12 protein-coding genes are annotated in these 15,296 nt (G+C 60.5%); 8 read left to right on the top strand and 4 right to left on the bottom strand.

The window, feature by feature from the left end; genetic code table 11:
- Window positions 1-10 precede the first annotated feature (10 nt).
- Window positions 11-538, top strand: coding sequence for a Dps family protein (locus tag PQR62_RS02375; RefSeq protein ID WP_408154385.1), 528 nt, complete (start codon window positions 11-13; stop codon window positions 536-538).
- Between the two features lie 274 nt (window positions 539-812).
- Window positions 813-1,619: an AraC family transcriptional regulator gene (locus tag PQR62_RS02370; RefSeq protein WP_408154383.1), complete on the top strand. Its 807-nt coding sequence runs from the start codon at window positions 813-815 to the stop codon at window positions 1,617-1,619.
- Window positions 1,620-1,912: 293 nt separating this feature from the next.
- Here the strand turns inward: PQR62_RS02370 and PQR62_RS02365 are convergent, their stop codons facing one another.
- Window positions 1,913-2,464 carry a DUF2846 domain-containing protein gene (locus PQR62_RS02365; RefSeq protein ID WP_408154381.1) on the bottom strand — a complete coding sequence of 184 codons (552 nt, stop codon included), beginning with the start codon at window positions 2,462-2,464 and terminating at the stop codon, window positions 1,913-1,915.
- Between the two features lie 439 nt (window positions 2,465-2,903).
- Window positions 2,904-3,848, bottom strand: a complete 945-nt coding sequence (locus PQR62_RS02360; protein WP_408154379.1) for a LysR family transcriptional regulator — start codon at window positions 3,846-3,848, stop codon at window positions 2,904-2,906.
- A 131-nt stretch (window positions 3,849-3,979) separates the two neighbouring features.
- Between PQR62_RS02360 and PQR62_RS02355 the strand changes: the two genes are divergently transcribed.
- Window positions 3,980-5,434, top strand: coding sequence for an MFS transporter (locus tag PQR62_RS02355; protein ID WP_408154377.1), 1,455 nt, complete (start codon window positions 3,980-3,982; stop codon window positions 5,432-5,434).
- A gap of 138 nt (window positions 5,435-5,572) precedes the next feature.
- Window positions 5,573-6,379, top strand: coding sequence for a MetQ/NlpA family ABC transporter substrate-binding protein (locus PQR62_RS02350; RefSeq protein ID WP_408154375.1), 807 nt, complete (start codon window positions 5,573-5,575; stop codon window positions 6,377-6,379).
- A 169-nt stretch (window positions 6,380-6,548) separates the two neighbouring features.
- Here PQR62_RS02350 and PQR62_RS02345 read toward each other — a convergent pair whose 3' ends face one another.
- Window positions 6,549-7,529: a TonB-dependent receptor domain-containing protein gene (locus PQR62_RS02345; RefSeq protein ID WP_408154373.1), complete on the bottom strand. Its 981-nt coding sequence runs from the start codon at window positions 7,527-7,529 to the stop codon at window positions 6,549-6,551.
- A 379-nt stretch (window positions 7,530-7,908) separates the two neighbouring features.
- On the opposite strand from PQR62_RS02345, the gene PQR62_RS02340 reads away from it, so the two are divergent.
- From PQR62_RS02340 to PQR62_RS02330, 3 genes are all read left to right on the top strand, one after another.
- Window positions 7,909-8,436 carry a sigma-70 family RNA polymerase sigma factor gene (locus PQR62_RS02340; protein ID WP_408154371.1) on the top strand — a complete coding sequence of 176 codons (528 nt, stop codon included), beginning with the start codon at window positions 7,909-7,911 and terminating at the stop codon, window positions 8,434-8,436.
- A gap of 16 nt (window positions 8,437-8,452) precedes the next feature.
- Window positions 8,453-9,484: a FecR domain-containing protein gene (locus PQR62_RS02335; RefSeq protein WP_408154369.1), complete on the top strand. Its 1,032-nt coding sequence runs from the start codon at window positions 8,453-8,455 to the stop codon at window positions 9,482-9,484.
- Window positions 9,485-9,620: 136 nt separating this feature from the next.
- Complete coding sequence (locus tag PQR62_RS02330) at window positions 9,621-12,089, top strand: TonB-dependent siderophore receptor (protein ID WP_408154367.1); 2,469 nt, start codon at window positions 9,621-9,623, stop codon at window positions 12,087-12,089.
- A gap of 172 nt (window positions 12,090-12,261) precedes the next feature.
- Here PQR62_RS02330 and PQR62_RS02325 read toward each other — a convergent pair whose 3' ends face one another.
- Window positions 12,262-14,250, bottom strand: a complete 1,989-nt coding sequence (locus PQR62_RS02325) for an oxidoreductase (RefSeq protein ID WP_408154365.1) — start codon at window positions 14,248-14,250, stop codon at window positions 12,262-12,264.
- Window positions 14,251-14,373: 123 nt separating this feature from the next.
- Here PQR62_RS02325 and PQR62_RS02320 point away from each other — a divergent pair, with 123 nt between their 5' ends.
- Window positions 14,374-15,279, top strand: coding sequence for a LysR family transcriptional regulator (locus PQR62_RS02320; protein ID WP_408154363.1), 906 nt, complete (start codon window positions 14,374-14,376; stop codon window positions 15,277-15,279).
- The last annotated feature ends 17 nt before the right edge of the window (window positions 15,280-15,296 follow it).

Raw genomic sequence — 15,296 nt, 5'->3', positions numbered from 1 at the left:
GGATAACGACATGGAAAAAAGCAAACAGAAAGATCTCGCCAAGAAACGCATGGCGCCGCTGGCCACGCCCAGTGCGCTGAGCGCGGCGGCGACCCGCGATATCTCCGGCGGGCTCAACATCCTGCTGGCGGATATCTTCGCGCTGTATCTGAAAACCAAGAACTTCCACTGGCACATGTCGGGGCCTTACTTCCGCGACTATCATCTGCTGCTGGACGATCAGGCCGATCAGATCATCGCCATCACCGATCCGGTGGCCGAGCGTGTGCGCAAGATCGGCGGCACCACCTTGCGTTCGACCGGCCAGATCTGCGCCCTGCAGCGTCTGGCCGACAATGAAAGCGACTACGTGACGCCGTCCGACATGCTGGCGGAACTGCATCAGGACAATATGCGTCTGGTGGCCTTCATGCGCGCCACACATGAACTGTGCGATGAGCACGGCGATGTTGCCACCGCCAGCCTGCTGGAAAACTGGATCGATGAAGCGGAACAACGCGCCTGGTTCCTGTTTGAATCGGGGCGTCACAGCGCCTGAGGCCAGAGCTTGCCGGGCTCGGTCCGGGCTGCTTCAGTCACCACCTTGTTTGAAGAACAAGCGCACTTTCTCAGGGGAGTGCGCTTTTTTTATCCCGATTTTCATTTCATCCTGCCGGATTGCATCTCATTGCACCGAGCGTGCAGATAGGCCACACTCCCTTACCTGAAGAGGACTACGCAAGGGACTTACGTTGATGACTGCGCAACAATTCTTAGCTCCGCCGCCATTGCGAAAGGCTGCTCTGGGCAGCGCGGAGATTGCCATCGTGCGGATGAATCTGGTACAGGAATTCAAGCAGGCGCCGGTCATCGATATCCCCGCCGAGGACGCATTCTCGGTGATCGTGCAATTGCAGGATTTCAGGCAGCACAAGCTGTGGCGCGGCAACAAGCTGATGCACGCGGGCGGTCACGCGCGCGGTGAAATCGCCATCACGCATCTGGGCGATGAGTGGCGCTGCCAGCATCTCAGCACCTACGACAATCTGCGCTTCCACATTCCGCGCAAGACCATCAACGACTTCAGTTATGAAGACGGCCGGCCTGCGATCAGTCATTTCGACAACGTGCAAGGCGCTGCCGATACGGTCGCGTTTCATCTGGCGCAGGCCGTGCTGCCGATGCTGGGTGCCCCGAGCGCGGCCAATAGCCTGTTCATCGATAGCGTGGCCCTGGCGCTCTACACCCATCTGGCAAACCGCTATGGTCAGGCGGTAGCGGCGGCTTCGCGTCGCATCGGCAGGCTGGCCGGGTGGCAGGAGCAGCGCGCCAAAGCCTTCATGGCCGCTCATCTGACTCAGCGCCTGAGTTTGGCGTCCATCGCCGCTGAATGCGGTTTGTCGCGCTCGCACTTCGCGCGCCAGTTCAAACACAGCACCGGCATGCCGGTGCACATGTGGCTGCAAAACCTGCGCATCGAACGCGCACGCCATATGCTGCTGCACACCGACAAAACCGTGACGCAGATTGCACTGGAATGCGGCTTCGCCGATCAAAGCCACTTCAGCCGCGTCTTCAGGAATATGCTTGGGACCACGCCGGTGGCATGGTTGCGGTTGCAGAGGCTGGCTGCTGCATGAGTCTGCTGCATGAGTCTGGGGAATAGGTCTGCGGCACAAGTCTGCCGCATGAGTCCGATACTTGGCGCCAGGCAGGACGGGATACCCGGATCCGCCATTCTTCATAAAAATAATCCCTCCACAATATGAAGGAATTTTTTTGTCCCGCACTCAAGCTCGCGCTTGCTTGCCCTTCGATACGCTGCTGTGCAGCTACTCAGGGCGAACGGAGTTGAAATCTGCAGGGACGAAAAAAATGCCGTTCAGTTTTCACTGAACAGCATGACCCTGCGGGCGGCGTTTTTACCCCGGCATCACTCGGCCGGCACGGGCGCCGGCATGGGCTCGGGAGCGGCCATCGGCATGGCGGCGGGCGGAGTGGCTTGCGCCTTGGCGGGCGCTTGCTTGGGGGCGGCCTTGATCGTTCTGCCGGTGTAACTCAGCTTGCGCAATTCCGGTTCGGCCACGGATTCCTCCATCACGGTGAACGATACGCTGCCGGGCATCACGCCAAGTAAGGCAATACTTACTTCGGTGCGGATATATTTCACTTCACCTGGATAGAGGTCAAAGTTCATGGCGGTGGTGACTGAGGTCGAGGTGCTGGCCTTGTACGGACCTGCAGGGCGATCGACGAAGAAGAAGCCGCGCGGTCGGGAGCGGCCCACGATCTGGCTGTTGAGCTGGATTTCCGGCTGGACGGGCGATCCTATGAACGCCGATGAGCGCAGGAAATAGATGCGGCCATAACCGGGCTTCAGGGCCGGCATTGCCACATCCAGATCAGCTTGTTTGGGGCCGGAAGCACAACCGGCCAGCACGGCGGCCAGCAACCCAATGGCCAGCAACGGGCGTATTGTTTTCATCACTGCGTTTCTTTCTTGTCGTCGGCTTGATTGAATGGGGCACCCCGTGTGCCCGGCATTGAATGTGCGTGGCGTTTCCCCCTCACGAGCATTCGGTAGTCAGCCTTGAAAATGCGCTCCCCCACATCTGTCCGCTCCTGGCCCCCATTTCGGCCCTGCGAACGGACAGGGTGTAAATATTAGCAAACAAAACTATTGGGCCGGCATTCAGGCTGACAAATTAATCCCGCGACGGCTGGGAAACGACAGGCCCTCATGTCAGAGTGGCAAGTCTTCGGGGCGCGACAGAGTTCATCGCGCCGTTCATGTGCAGGGCGGCGAAGCGTAATTGAAATCACGGGGTATTGAAGCTGCCCGGCGCCGCTGACAGGGCTGCGCTCCGGGCAGGATTTTCAAGGCGCTGTCTTGCCGCCGATGTGCGCTGATGCGCACCTGGCGCTCAGGAGGAACTGGTGTCGAGCTTAAGCCCGGTCTTGCACACCGTGCGCACCCGCTCCCGCAGCCAACGATGGGCGGGGTCGAGTTCAAGCCGTGGATGCCACATCTGCGAAATGGTGATCGGCGCGGTGCTTACGGGCAGCTCAAAAACATAGCTTGCGGCTACCGGCCCGTCCTCGGGATGCTCCGGGGCCGCCAGCAGAAAGGAAGCCGGCACCAATGCCACCAGGTCGGACGCGCGCGCGATGGCGAGCGCTGCCGGAAAGCTGGGGACGATGGCGACGATGTTGCGCGTCAGGCCAATTTCCGCCAGGGCGTCATCGACAGGCCCGGTGCTGAGGCCCCGGCGCGAGGTGACGACATGACCGCATGCCGCATAGCGTTCGGCACTTATCGTTTTCATGGCTTCAAACGGGTGCCCGCGGCGAACTACGCCGACGAAGCGATCGCGAAACAGCGCCTGCACACGCACCTCCGGCCCCATCTGGCTCAAGACGCCGATTTCCAGATCCGCGCTGCCGTCGCGCAACGGCAGTGGGCTCTTTTCGGCCTTCGGTGCAAAACGCAGCCGCACAAAGGGCGCTGCGGAGGTGACTGCCTCGATCAGCGGGGCGCCGAAGATCTCCACGAAGCCATCGTTGGCGCGAATGGTAAAGGTTCGCCTGAGCGTAGCGATATCGGGTTCGGTCGAGGAGGGGCGAAGGATGGAACGTGCTTCATGCACCAGATTTCTGGTGCGCTCGCTGAGCGCTTCGGCACAGGGAGTGAGCACCATGCGTCTTCCGGCGCGCACCAGCAGCGGATCGCCGGTCACCGTCCGAAGGCGGGTCAGGGTGCGGCTCATGGCCGAAGCACTCAATCCCAGGCGGCGTGCCGCGCCGGCCACGCTCGCTTCCGTGACCAGGGCATCCAGCGCAATCAACAGGTTCAGGTCGGGTTCGGACATCGGGGCATCCTAACATGCAGCGCCCGGATAAGGCGTTTGATGCAGGTATCGAATGCAAGACATGCGCCTTCCGCCTTCTCTGACGTATGGTTATAGTGGCGGCACAGATCGCCTAACAGGATTCACACGCTATGGAATTGTTTTCAGATATGCCCTCCGACGAGGGACTGCCCGGTGCCGAGCGCCGCCGCGCCATGATCGCCGTCATGACCGCGACCACCATGGCGGTGTTCGATGGCACCATCGTCAACGTCGCGCTGCCGCAGATCAGCCTGGCGCTCAATGCCTCAGCCGGGGCCTCGATCTGGGTCGCCAACAGTTATCTGCTGGCCGTGGCCATGACGCTGGCCACCTTTGCGTCGCTGTCGGGCCGGGTCGGTTTTCGCGGGCTGTTCACCGCCGGCCTGGGAGTATTCACGCTGGCATCGCTGGGTTGTGCGCTGTCGTCGTCGATCGGCATGCTGATCGGCATGCGTGTGCTGCAGGGCATAGGCGGAGCCGCCATGCTGAGCATCGCGCCGGCGATTCACCGCACCGTGTTTCCCAACCGCCTGCTGGGACGCATTCTCGGGCTCAATGCGGTGCTGGTTGCAGCCAGCACCGCCATCGGCCCGGTCCTCGGCGGCACGCTGCTGGCGACCCTCGGGTGGGAGTGGATCTTCGCGATCAATGTCCCGCTGGGCATCGTCGCCGTGGTGCTGTCGCTGAGCGCCATCCCCGACGCCCGCAAGCCCGGCCGCGAGCCGTTCGACATCGCAGGTGCGCTTTTGTCTGCGATCGCCATGGGGGCCCTGATCATGGCGGCCGACACCTGTTCGCGGCTGTCCGAAAAGGGCGAGGCGCACGATGCCGCGCTGACTGCAGCCGCCTATGGCGTCACCGCGCTGGTCGCCGGCATCGCCTTTGTCTGGGACCAGCGCCGAGCGCGCCAGCCGTTGCTGCCCCTGGCGATGTTTGCCTCCGGCCGGTTTTCGCTGGCGGCATTGACTTCGCTGGCATCGTTCGTTGGCCAGGGCATCGCCTTCGTCGCCTTGCCCTTCCTGTTTCAGAACGCGTATGGCTATAGCGCATTCCAGTCGGCCTTGCTGTTCACACCTTGGCCGATTGGCATCGTGCTGGTCGCGCCGCATGCCGGCCGGTTGGCAGACCGGCATTCGCCCGCCTTGCTGTCGACCATAGGACTGGCGCTGTTTACCGTGGGCCTGGCCTTGCTGGCGCTGCTGCCCGACCATGCGCCGGCATGGGACATCGCCTGGCGCACCCTGATCTGCGGAATGGGATTCGGATTTTTTCAGAGCCCCAACAACCGCGAGATGCTCTCCAACGTCGCGCGCGAGCACAATGGCAATGCCTCAGGTGTGCTTGCCATCGTGCGCACCTTCGGTCAGTGTCTTGGCGCGGCGCTGCTGGGCGTGGTCATTTCGGTATATACCGCCGACGCCATGGCCCTGGGCGAAACGCAGATGAATGCCGCACAAGATGCCCAGGCCATCCGCATCGCCTTGTGGGCGGCGGTGGCCGCCACTGCGCTGGCAACCGGCGTGAGTTTCAGCCGCATCAGGAAGGCGCGTGCTTCGCCGGTCTGAGTGTCAGTGCGGCGCGGTGATGCTGGTGGCGGGAGGGGGACTGGTCGGCAAGACGCACATAAGCAAATACAAAAGAATTAGTTGGCTTTTGTCGGGCTTGGACTACAGTGGCGCCTTTTTGCTGAAGCGTAGATTGCCATGACATTGAAAGTCCTCTTGCTGAGTTGTGCGTCGTTTTTCCTGGTATCCGGCATGGCGAATGCAGCCGACCCGGCGCAAACGACGATTCGTATCGGCGCCACTTCCGGCCCGTATACCGACCAGATCCGTTACGGCATCCAGCCGCTGTTGGAGAAGCAGGGCTACAAGGTGAAGCTGGTTGAATTCTCGGATTATGTACGTCCGAATCTGGCGCTCAGCGATGGTGAAATTGACGCCAATCTGTTTCAGCACGAGACGTATCTGAAGCGCTTTTCCGAGGATCATCAACTCAAGCTGTCTGAAGTTCTCAAGGCGCCGACTGCCCCCATCGGCATCTACAGCAAGCGCCACAAGAGCCTGGATGAAGTTCGCCCCGGCACTACCGTGGCGCTGCCCAACGACGTCACCAATCAGGCGCGCGCGCTGGGTATCTTGCAACAGATCGGTTGGATCAAGCTCAATCCGGATGCCAGCCCTACGCGCACTTCGGAGCGGGACATTGTCGCCAATATCAAAAACATCAAGCTGATACCGCTGGAGGCAGCACAAATGCCCAGGGCTCTGGATGATGTCGATTTCGCTTTCGTGAATGGCGCTTTCGCGATTGCTGCGGGATTGAAGCTGAAGCAGGCGGTGTACCTTGCCAGCGTGCCTGATTCCTTCCTGATGGTACTGGCAGTACGCAGCGCAGATCTCAATAAGCCTTACGTGCAGGATTTGAGAAAAGCCTTCCAGTCGCCGGAATTCAAAAAGCTGCTGGACGAACGTTTCGACGGTTATGTGCGTCCCGCCTATTTGCGCTGAATGCATCAGCGCTCGTGCTGGTCAGCGGCTTTCGGTTGAGCACGAGGATCGCCTTGCAACGATCTCTGATTGACACCGGGCGCAGCTGACATCCCGTTGTGAAGAATACAAAATGGCCCCGGATCAAGCGGGGCCATTTTTACGTGTGCACGTCAGCCGCGCATGCCAGTCAGAATTTCGCCCTGACCGTCAGCAGCATATTGCGCGGATCGCCATACGAGTTGTAGTAACCCGTGTAGCCGACTGTGCGCAGGTAGGTGCGGTCGGTGAGATTGTTGAAGTTGAGACTGGCTTCCCAGTTCTTGTCGATGCGATAGGCCACGCGCGCATTGAACGTGGCATAGCCACCCTGACTCAGGGCGCCGTTGGTGATTTCACTTTGCGCATACATGCCGGCGCCCAGCGTCCAGGCCGAGGCGACGCCCTCGATGCCGCCCGGGTGGTACTGGCTCCACAGCTTGAACATGTGCACCGGACGCGCGAACAGCGTGCCGACGTTGCTGGCGGTGCTGTCGGCCAGGTACTTGGCTTGATTGTAGGTATAGCCCGTCACGATATCCCAGCGCGGCGATGGCTTGCCGGCCACTTCGAATTCCCAGCCCTGGCTTTGCACCAGACCCGCAGCGCGGTAGCAGGTGCCGGTGCTGGTTCCGCCGCAGCCCACGTGATGAGCACGGCTGCGCGCGCAGGCATCCAGTGCGTTCTTGATGTGCTGCTCCACCATCTTGATCGAAATGCCCATCCGGGCAGCGACCTCAGCATAGCTCAGACCGTCGAAGCGATTGAGCATGAAGGCCATGCGGCAGCGAGGCGGCAGGCCATCAATGGCTTCGACGAGAGCCATGACGCCCTGGCGCGACGACGTCGCGACTTCCGGCTCCAGGTTTTTGGGGCCGAGCACCAGTTGAGTGACTTCATCGTGAGAGGGGATTTCGACATCGGCCCGGACATCGGCATGGCGATGATGATCGATGAGCAGATTGTGTGCAATGCGGAACAGCATCGCGCGCGGATCCGCGACACTGGAGCCAGTCATATGAACGGCATAGGCGCGGGCGTAATTTTCCTGAACCGGATCGGCTGCAGTCGAGCGGTCTGAAACCTTTCCGGTCAAGAAGCTGAGGATTTCTCGGTAGTAACGCTCAAACACGATCAGCAGGCTGAATGCAAAGAGAGAAGATGTTTCCTCCCAGGCTAGCGTTGCATCAGCAAAGGGCTGACCTGGATAGAATTTTGATAATGATAATCATTATTACAAATGAGCTTTGGTGGATGGATAGTTTTATGAATGGGAAGCGGGCGGGCGCTGTTTCCGGGGACGGGTGGCGGCTGCGGTTCTGGCTGCAAGCAGATCCGGAAGCCAGAGGTTTTCCAAGGCTAGCTATTAGTCTCTTGCTTGGCTCTTGCCAGATTCACGCCTGATGTGCACTGAATCGCCGGCAAGATTTGCCAATCGAAGGCATAATCTCGTACAAATTAATGATAAGCATTATCAATAAAGTCATCCTTGGATTTATCCGCCACTCGCCATGCCGTTTGCAAATACTTCAACACAACAAGATTTTCATGCGCTGTATAGCGATCACCACGGCTGGCTAGTCAAGTGGCTGCGCTGGCGTCTGGGGAATGCTGCAGACGCCGCAGACCTTGCGCAAGATGCTTTTGTGCGGCTCATCGTGAAGTCGGAGCCGGCTTCCTTTGCCACGCCGGTGCAGGCGCGTGCGTATTTGCGTGCAATGGCCCAGGGCATGTGCAGCGACTTGTGGCGCAGACGTGAAATCGAGCAGGCCTGGCTGGATGCGCTGGCGGTGCAACCGCAGGCGCACATGCCGTCGCCGGAACATTGCGCCATCGTCGTAGAGACCCTGATGGAAATCAGCGCCGTGATGGATCGCTTGCCCGGCAAGGTGTGCAAGGCATTCGTCATGGCGCAGATACAGGGCTTGCCGACCTCTGAAATTGCAACTGCGCTGGAGGTGTCGGTGCGGATGGTGCAGAAATACCTGGCTCAGGCCATGCTCCAGCTGGCCCTGGTCGATGCCGGCCTGCGAAGCTGAGCCCAGAGGCGAGACGATGTCCCAACATTTGCCCGCGACGGGCGCGCTCAACGGTAGTCCCGACCTCAGGCAGGAGGAAGTCCCGGCCGACTTCCACAGTCTGGAGCAGGCTGCGCAATGGTATGCCGCCCTGTATGTGGATGAGGCATCCGATGCTCAGCGTAAGGCGTGGTCCCTCTGGCTGCAAGAGCGCCCGGAACATCGCCGCGCCTGGCAGCATATTGAAGCCGTCAGCAGCCGTTTCGCGCCATTGCGAGGCGACGGCGAACGTGAGGCAGCGGCCCTTGCAATTGAAGTGTCGACCAAACGACGCCATACCCGGCGTCAGGCACTGCGCAGCCTGACGATGCTGGCCGGCACCGGACTTGCGGGCTGGCTGGCATGGCGTACCAGCCCGATCCAGAACATCGTCACCGCGCTCAATGCCGATTACCGGAGCGCGACCGGCGAGCTGCGCACCTTGACCCTGGCCGACGGTACGCGTGTCTGGCTCAATGCCGGCAGCGCACTGGACGTCGACTTTACGGATGCACATCGCCTGCTCAGGCTCAAGAGCGGCGAAATTCTGGTCGACACCGCGCATGAAGCACAGGGACGGCCCTTCTATGTCGATACCAGTTTCGGGCGCATGCAGGCCCTGGGGACGCGCTTCACAGTCCGGCAGTATGAGGATCATGCCTTGCTGGCCGTCTTTGACGGACGCGTGGCGATCCGCAATCTGGCGGGGCGCGAAGAAATCGTGGCGGCGGGTACCCAGCGACGCTTCTCCGCCACCGCCGTCGCCGCAGCGGAACCGGTCGACCCGGCTCGTGAGGCGTGGACCAGAGGCATCTTGCTGGCGGAGGATATTCGCCTCGATGTTTTCCTTTCCGAACTCGGCCGATATCAACGCGGACATCTGGGCGTAGATCCTGAGGTCGCCGCAATCCGGGTAGTCGGCCGCTTTCCGGCGACCAATCCGATGCAAGCCCTGGCCATGCTTGAGCGCGACCTGCCCATCCGGGTCCGGCGCATCCTGCCCTGGTGGATCACGGTCGAGGCCCGCTAGTCCATTGTTCGTGCCTCAAAAAAATATTTTGGAAATCGATTCGCATTTCCCCGCTTCGCTCGATTACTCAGGCAAAGGGACTGCAGCATGAGCGCCGCAGTCCTTTCCAGACAAATCAATAGGGGGAACCTCGTTCATGCACCAGACTCATCACACGCATCATCACCTAGCACATCCGCGCCAGCGCCGTTCACGTGTTCTCATCTCGATCCAGCTGACACTTGCCGCGCTGGCCGCAATGACTGCCGACGCCAATTTCAATCAGGCACAGGCTCAGGTGGCGGTGACTGCCAACGCCGCAGAGGCGCTGCGTTTCGACGTGCCGGCCGGGCCGCTGGCCTCGGCGCTCAACCGTGTGGCAGATCAGGCCAACATCCTGCTCAGTGCGCCAGGTGCACTCACCGCCGGAAAAATCAGTCCGGGTGTGCAGGGCATGCAAACGCCCGAGGCCGCCTTGCGGGCGGTGCTGGCCGGCTCCGGACTGGACGCCGCGCGGCAGGGGGATGGCAGCTGGTCGATCCGGGCCGTGGGCGCGGCAGGCCAGCAAGGCACGCTGCCGGCCGTGACCGTGGTGGGAGAGAAGGGCGTGCTCGATCCTTATGCCGGCGGCCAGGTCGCTCGCGGCAGCCGCGTCGGCGCGCTGGGCAACCGCGCCGTGATGGATACACCGTTCAGCATTTCGAGCTATACGGCCGAGCTGATCGAAAACCAGCAGGCACGCAGCGTCATCGACGTGCTGCAGAACGATCCGTCGGTGGTGATAGGCTGGCCACGCGACAGTTATGTCGACCAGTTCAATATTCGCGGCTTCAGTGTGCTGGGCGAGGACTTTACCTACGATGGTCTGTTCGGCATCGTGCCGCCGGCCAAGATCCCGGTGGAAATCGTCGAACGGGTGGAAGTGCTGCGCGGCACCTCTGCATTCCTGCGCGGCATCACGCCTTTGGCCACGATAGGCGGCGCCGTTAACCTGGTACCCAAGCGTGCTACCGACGAACCTCTCACGCGCCTGACCACGACCTACGATTCCACCTCCAATATCGGTGAACATCTGGATGTGGGGCGGCGTTTCGGCGACCATCAGCAATTCGGCGTACGCGTCAACGCCGTCTACCGCAACGGCAACACATTGCGCAGCGGCAGCGACAAGGAAATGGGAACGCTGGCCATTGCGACCGATTACCGCGGCGACAAGCTACGCCTGTCCTTCGATGCCGGCTACGACACCCTCGACGTGAAGCGCGGCGAGTATTGGTATTTCCTGGATTCCAGCAACTTCGCCATTCCGTCTGCGCCCAATAATCGCGTCAACACCAGCCAAGCCTGGAACAAGGTGAGCAGCACCACCGCCTATGCCATGGGCCGCGCCGAATTCGATCTGACCCAAGATACAACGGCCTGGCTCGCCGTCGGCGGACAGCATTATCGCCAACGCGGCCATCTGCCCGAGCCCATCATCACCAACTCCGCGGGCGACTACACCGAGTACTTCCAGTATCGCGGCCTCGACCGTCATTCCGTCACCGGCGACGCCGGCATGCGCAGCAAATTCGACCTGGGCGGCGTACGTCACGTGCTCAGCCTGTCGGCGACGGCGCTGCATCAAGACGTGTATGGCGACCGCGTCTATGTCGGCGAGGTCAATTCCAACATCAATAATCCGGTCTATGTCGCCGAACCGAATTTTCTCGCAAATCCGGCCGTTGCCCAGCGCATGAACGACCTGCCCTTGCAGTCCAGGAGCAACTTCAACAGCCTGGCGCTGGCCGATGACATTTCATTGTTCGATGGCCGCCTGATGTTCATGGGCGGTGTGCGTCATCAGCGCGTGGGCGCCTCGAGTTATTTTCGCGGGACGCAGCTCTCCACCTATGACAAGAGCGCATTGACTACCGGCTTGGGCGTAGTGGTCAAGCCGATCGACAACCTGTCGCTTTACGCCAACTACATGGAGGCGCTGAACCAGGGCCCGACGGCGCCCACCGGGACCAGCAATGCAGGCATGATTTTCGCGCCCTACAAGAGCAAGCAGTATGAGCTGGGCATGAAATATGAACTGGGCAGCCGGCTGCTGGCCACTCTCAGCCTGTTCCAGATCGCCAAGCCCAACGGCCAGACCAATGCGCAAACGCTGCTATATAGTCTCGACGGAGAACAGCGCAACCGCGGCCTGGAACTGGGTGTGTCGGGCGAGGCCGCGCGCGGCGTGCGGCTGCTGGGCGGCCTCATGCTGCTGGACGCGCGCCTGACCAGCACGGAAGGCGGCGTCAATGACGGCAAGCGCGCCAGCGGCGCGCCGCGCTACAACTTGCGCATGGGCTCCGAGTGGGATCTGGATACGCTGCCTGGCGCCACCCTGACGTCGCGCGTGAATCACGCCGGCATGCAGTATGTGGATAGTGCAAATCTGCAGAGCATCCCGAGCTGGACCACCGTCGATCTGGGCGGCCGCTACAGTTTCAGACTCAAGTCAGGCCAGGCTGTGACCGTGCGCGCCGACGTTCGCAATCTCTTCAACAAGTCTTACTGGGCATCGTCGATCGGCGCCTGGCTCAATGCCGGTGCAGGACGTACGCTGACGCTGTCGGCTGCGGTCGATTTCTGACGATGCCGCCGGAGCAGCGTCTGTGAGTGAGACATGACGTGCTCTGCCTGCAAGGAAAAAAGCGCTCGCATGCTGCGGGCGCTTTTTCATATCGAGACTCTCTAGAAGTGGCGACACACACACCGGAAAACTTCTTTGATCAACGCGGCTTTTCCAATCAGCGCTGCCGATATCAGCGAAGTTTAATGACGGCTTTGCCAGGACCGTGACCAGTCTTGTTGCGTTCGATCACCGCTGGGGTGTCGCTCAGATCGGCCACTTCGGATACCTCGCTCTTCAGTTCGCCTTGCGCGACCATCCCGGCCAGCTCTGCGAGTTTGTTCGCATCGACTTGCATCTGAAACCAGATGCCCTGTTTGCCGGTCGGCGTGCTCGCCATGATCTCCGGCGCGGCTGTACTGACAATGCGGCCTTCTTTGGCGAGAACCTGCCATGAGTTGGCAAGGACTTCACCGCCGACGAGATCGAGTACCAGGTCAATGTCTGACACCTGCTCCCAGAAGGCTGTCTTCCTATAGTCGATCACCAGGTCTGCGCCGAGTCCTCGCAGATAGCCGCTGTTGACACCTTGCGCAGTGGCGATCACACGTGCTCCGATGCGATGCGCGAGTTGTACGGCGTATCCTCCCACGCCACCGGCAGCGCCGTGAATCAGGACGGTCTGCCCGCGCTGCAACTGACCGGCGTCAAACAATGCCTGCCATGCCGTGAGCGCGGCGACCGGGACCGCAGCCGCATGGATATCATCCAGCGCGTCGGGAATACGGATCAGTTTTTCAGCCGCAACGACGACCAGATCTGCATAGGCGCCCAGCGCACCGAGTGCGCCCATGACGCGCATGCCGATAGCGAAGCGGTCAACGCCTTCACCCAGGCCGACGACCTCGCCAGCCAGTTCGATGCCCAGCGTACTCGGCAGCGTCAGTTGGAATACCGCCTGCAAACTGCCGTCGCGAATTTTCCAGTCCAGGCCATTGACTCCCGCAGCGCGTACACGCACGAGCACTTCGCCGGGGCCGGCTACGGGAGGCGCCACGTCGTCTATCTGAGCGAACTTGGCGCCGCCGTAGGCGTGGATGCGGAGCGCACGGTTGCCGCTGTTTTCCTCAAGAAACGGGTAGTCGGTATAGCCTTCGGGGCCAGCCGAAAAGAAGGTTTCTCGCTTGGCGGTATTGAGCAAGGCATCCTGCCTGAAGCGTTGCAATAGGTCGGGATTGGCCAGATACAGGTTGCCGAAAACGGCGGCGTCTGCTCTTCCCTCTGCGATCAATGTCTCTGCGCTGGCTTTAGTCAGGCCGCTGCCTTGCAGATAAGCGCCGTCGAACAGCGGTCGCAGCATGGCATGGTAGTCGAACTCGGCCTTGTAGACGGCAACGTGCAGGTAGGCCAGCTTCAATGGCGCGATTTGCTGCACCAGATAGCGATAGGTTTCCTGTGGCGCGGCATCGCGGATGTCATTGAAATTCATCTCCGGCGCAATCTTGATTCCTACGCGGTTGCCGCCCGCCTCATCCACCATGACGGCGAGAATTTCCTGGATAAAGCGTGCCCGATTGGCCAGCGTGCCGCCGTATTGATCGGTGCGCAGATTGGTATTGGACGACAGGAACTGTTCCGGCAGGTAGCCGGAGGCGGCATGCAATTCCACGCCATCGAAGCCGGCCTTCAGTGCATTGCGCGTTGCCAGACGGAAGTCGTTGACGATGCCGGCAATTTCATCTGTTGCCAATGCACGCGGCATCACCATGTCTTGCGGGCCGGTAGCCGTAAACACCTTGCCGGCAGCTTGTACAGCAGAGGGCGCGACAGGGGTTGCTTGATCCGGAAGAAGGCTGGGATGCGAAATGCGGCCGGTGTGCATCAGTTGCAGAAAAATGCGACCGCCTTTGCGGTGAACTTCGTCTGTGACCGCTTTCCACGCCTGCACTTGTGCTGCCGTATGGATGCCGGGTGTGCGCACATAGCCTTTACCCATTGCAGAGGGTTGCGTCCCTTCGGAAATGATCAGGCCCGCATCAGCGCGTTGGCCGTAGTAGCTTATCGCCAGTTCGGAGGGCACGCCGGTTTCGTTGTCGGCGCGTGAACGTGTCATCGGGGACATCACTAAACGGTTAGGCAAGGTGTAGCGACCAATCTGGGTCGGGGTGAAAAGGGCATTCATGGCATTTCCTCTCTGAAGTTATTGAATGAGCCTTCATCCTATATTGCTGCATCATTGGGATAAATGGATATAATTGATAACACTGATCCATATTTGGAATAATAAGGACGAAAAGGGAACGCCATGGAGGTGCTCAATTACATGCGTCTGTTTGTCGAAGTGGCGAGGGTAAAGAGTTTTCGGCGCGCGGCGGAAGTCCTGGATATGCCCAATTCGACCTTGTCGCGCAATATCGCGGCGCTGGAGAAAACGATAGGCTTGCGTTTATTGCACCGCTCTACGCGCAAGGTGGAACTGACTGAAGCGGGCGAAGTTTATTTCAAGCGTTGCCAGAGCATCGTTGAAGAGGCGCGCATTGCTCATGAAGCCTTGCTTGATCTCGCAGAACGTCCCACAGGCACCTTAAGGGTGTCGATGCCGGTAGACCTCGCGGTTGACTATCTGGCGCCGATCCTGAGCGACTTTGCACGGGCAAATCCGCTCATTGATTTTGAGTTCGATCTGACGTCCCGACGTGTCGATCTGCTGAGCGAACAATTTGATCTGGCGATCCGAATGGGGCCGCCTCCCACCTCTCCGTCCATGCTCGTGGCGCGCCAGATAGCGGTATTGCCGCGCTACCTCTACGCTGCCCCCGCCTACCTGAAAAAAGCTCCGCCACTCCGGCATCCGCAGGACCTCGCCGAGCACGTGCTGTGCATGGGGCAAAATGCCCGGCCGCAAGACAATAAAAAGACCTTCTATCGCGCAGAAGAAGTGGTCGAAGTTGTCGCCGCGACGCGCTTTGCCATGAATAGCGTCGGCCTGAGCCGTTCCCTGGCAAAACAAGGCGTTGGCATTGCCGTGCTGGATAGCGTCCTGGCACGCGATGATGTGGCTTCCGGTCAACTACGTCGAGTATTGCCGGACTGGAGTCTGGCGCCGGTGCAGGTACATGCGATTACAGAAACCAGATTGCTGCCTGCCCGGACGAGGTTGTTCATTGATTTCCTGAAGGAGCAGCTGCACAAACAGATCAAGCCCGGCTGACCTGCCGCTGACGGCTG

It is taken from the genome of Herbaspirillum lusitanum, from assembly GCF_046025995.1.
In the GTDB taxonomy this organism is placed as follows: domain Bacteria; phylum Pseudomonadota; class Gammaproteobacteria; order Burkholderiales; family Burkholderiaceae_D; genus Herbaspirillum; species Herbaspirillum lusitanum_A.
The sequence above is the reverse complement of the archived record's forward strand: the minus strand, read 5'-3'. Positions and strand labels throughout refer to the sequence as shown.

What these genes read in the sequence shown, in the direction of transcription:
- PQR62_RS02355 (WP_408154377.1), top strand. Translation starts at nt 3,980, where the DNA reads ATGGAATTGTTTTCAGATATGCCCTCCGACGAGGGACTGCCCGGTGCC.
- PQR62_RS02335 (WP_408154369.1), top strand. Translation starts at nt 8,453, where the DNA reads ATGTCCCAACATTTGCCCGCGACGGGCGCGCTCAACGGTAGTCCCGAC.
- PQR62_RS02325 (WP_408154365.1), bottom strand. Translation starts at nt 14,250, where the DNA reads ATGAATGCCCTTTTCACCCCGACCCAGATTGGTCGCTACACCTTGCCT.
- PQR62_RS02340 (WP_408154371.1), top strand. Translation starts at nt 7,909, where the DNA reads ATGCCGTTTGCAAATACTTCAACACAACAAGATTTTCATGCGCTGTAT.
- PQR62_RS02320 (WP_408154363.1), top strand. Translation starts at nt 14,374, where the DNA reads ATGGAGGTGCTCAATTACATGCGTCTGTTTGTCGAAGTGGCGAGGGTA.
- PQR62_RS02375 (WP_408154385.1), top strand. Translation starts at nt 11, where the DNA reads ATGGAAAAAAGCAAACAGAAAGATCTCGCCAAGAAACGCATGGCGCCG.
- PQR62_RS02350 (WP_408154375.1), top strand. Translation starts at nt 5,573, where the DNA reads ATGACATTGAAAGTCCTCTTGCTGAGTTGTGCGTCGTTTTTCCTGGTA.
- PQR62_RS02360 (WP_408154379.1), bottom strand. Translation starts at nt 3,848, where the DNA reads ATGTCCGAACCCGACCTGAACCTGTTGATTGCGCTGGATGCCCTGGTC.
- PQR62_RS02370 (WP_408154383.1), top strand. Translation starts at nt 813, where the DNA reads ATGAATCTGGTACAGGAATTCAAGCAGGCGCCGGTCATCGATATCCCC.
- PQR62_RS02330 (WP_408154367.1), top strand. Translation starts at nt 9,621, where the DNA reads ATGCACCAGACTCATCACACGCATCATCACCTAGCACATCCGCGCCAG.
- PQR62_RS02365 (WP_408154381.1), bottom strand. Translation starts at nt 2,464, where the DNA reads ATGAAAACAATACGCCCGTTGCTGGCCATTGGGTTGCTGGCCGCCGTG.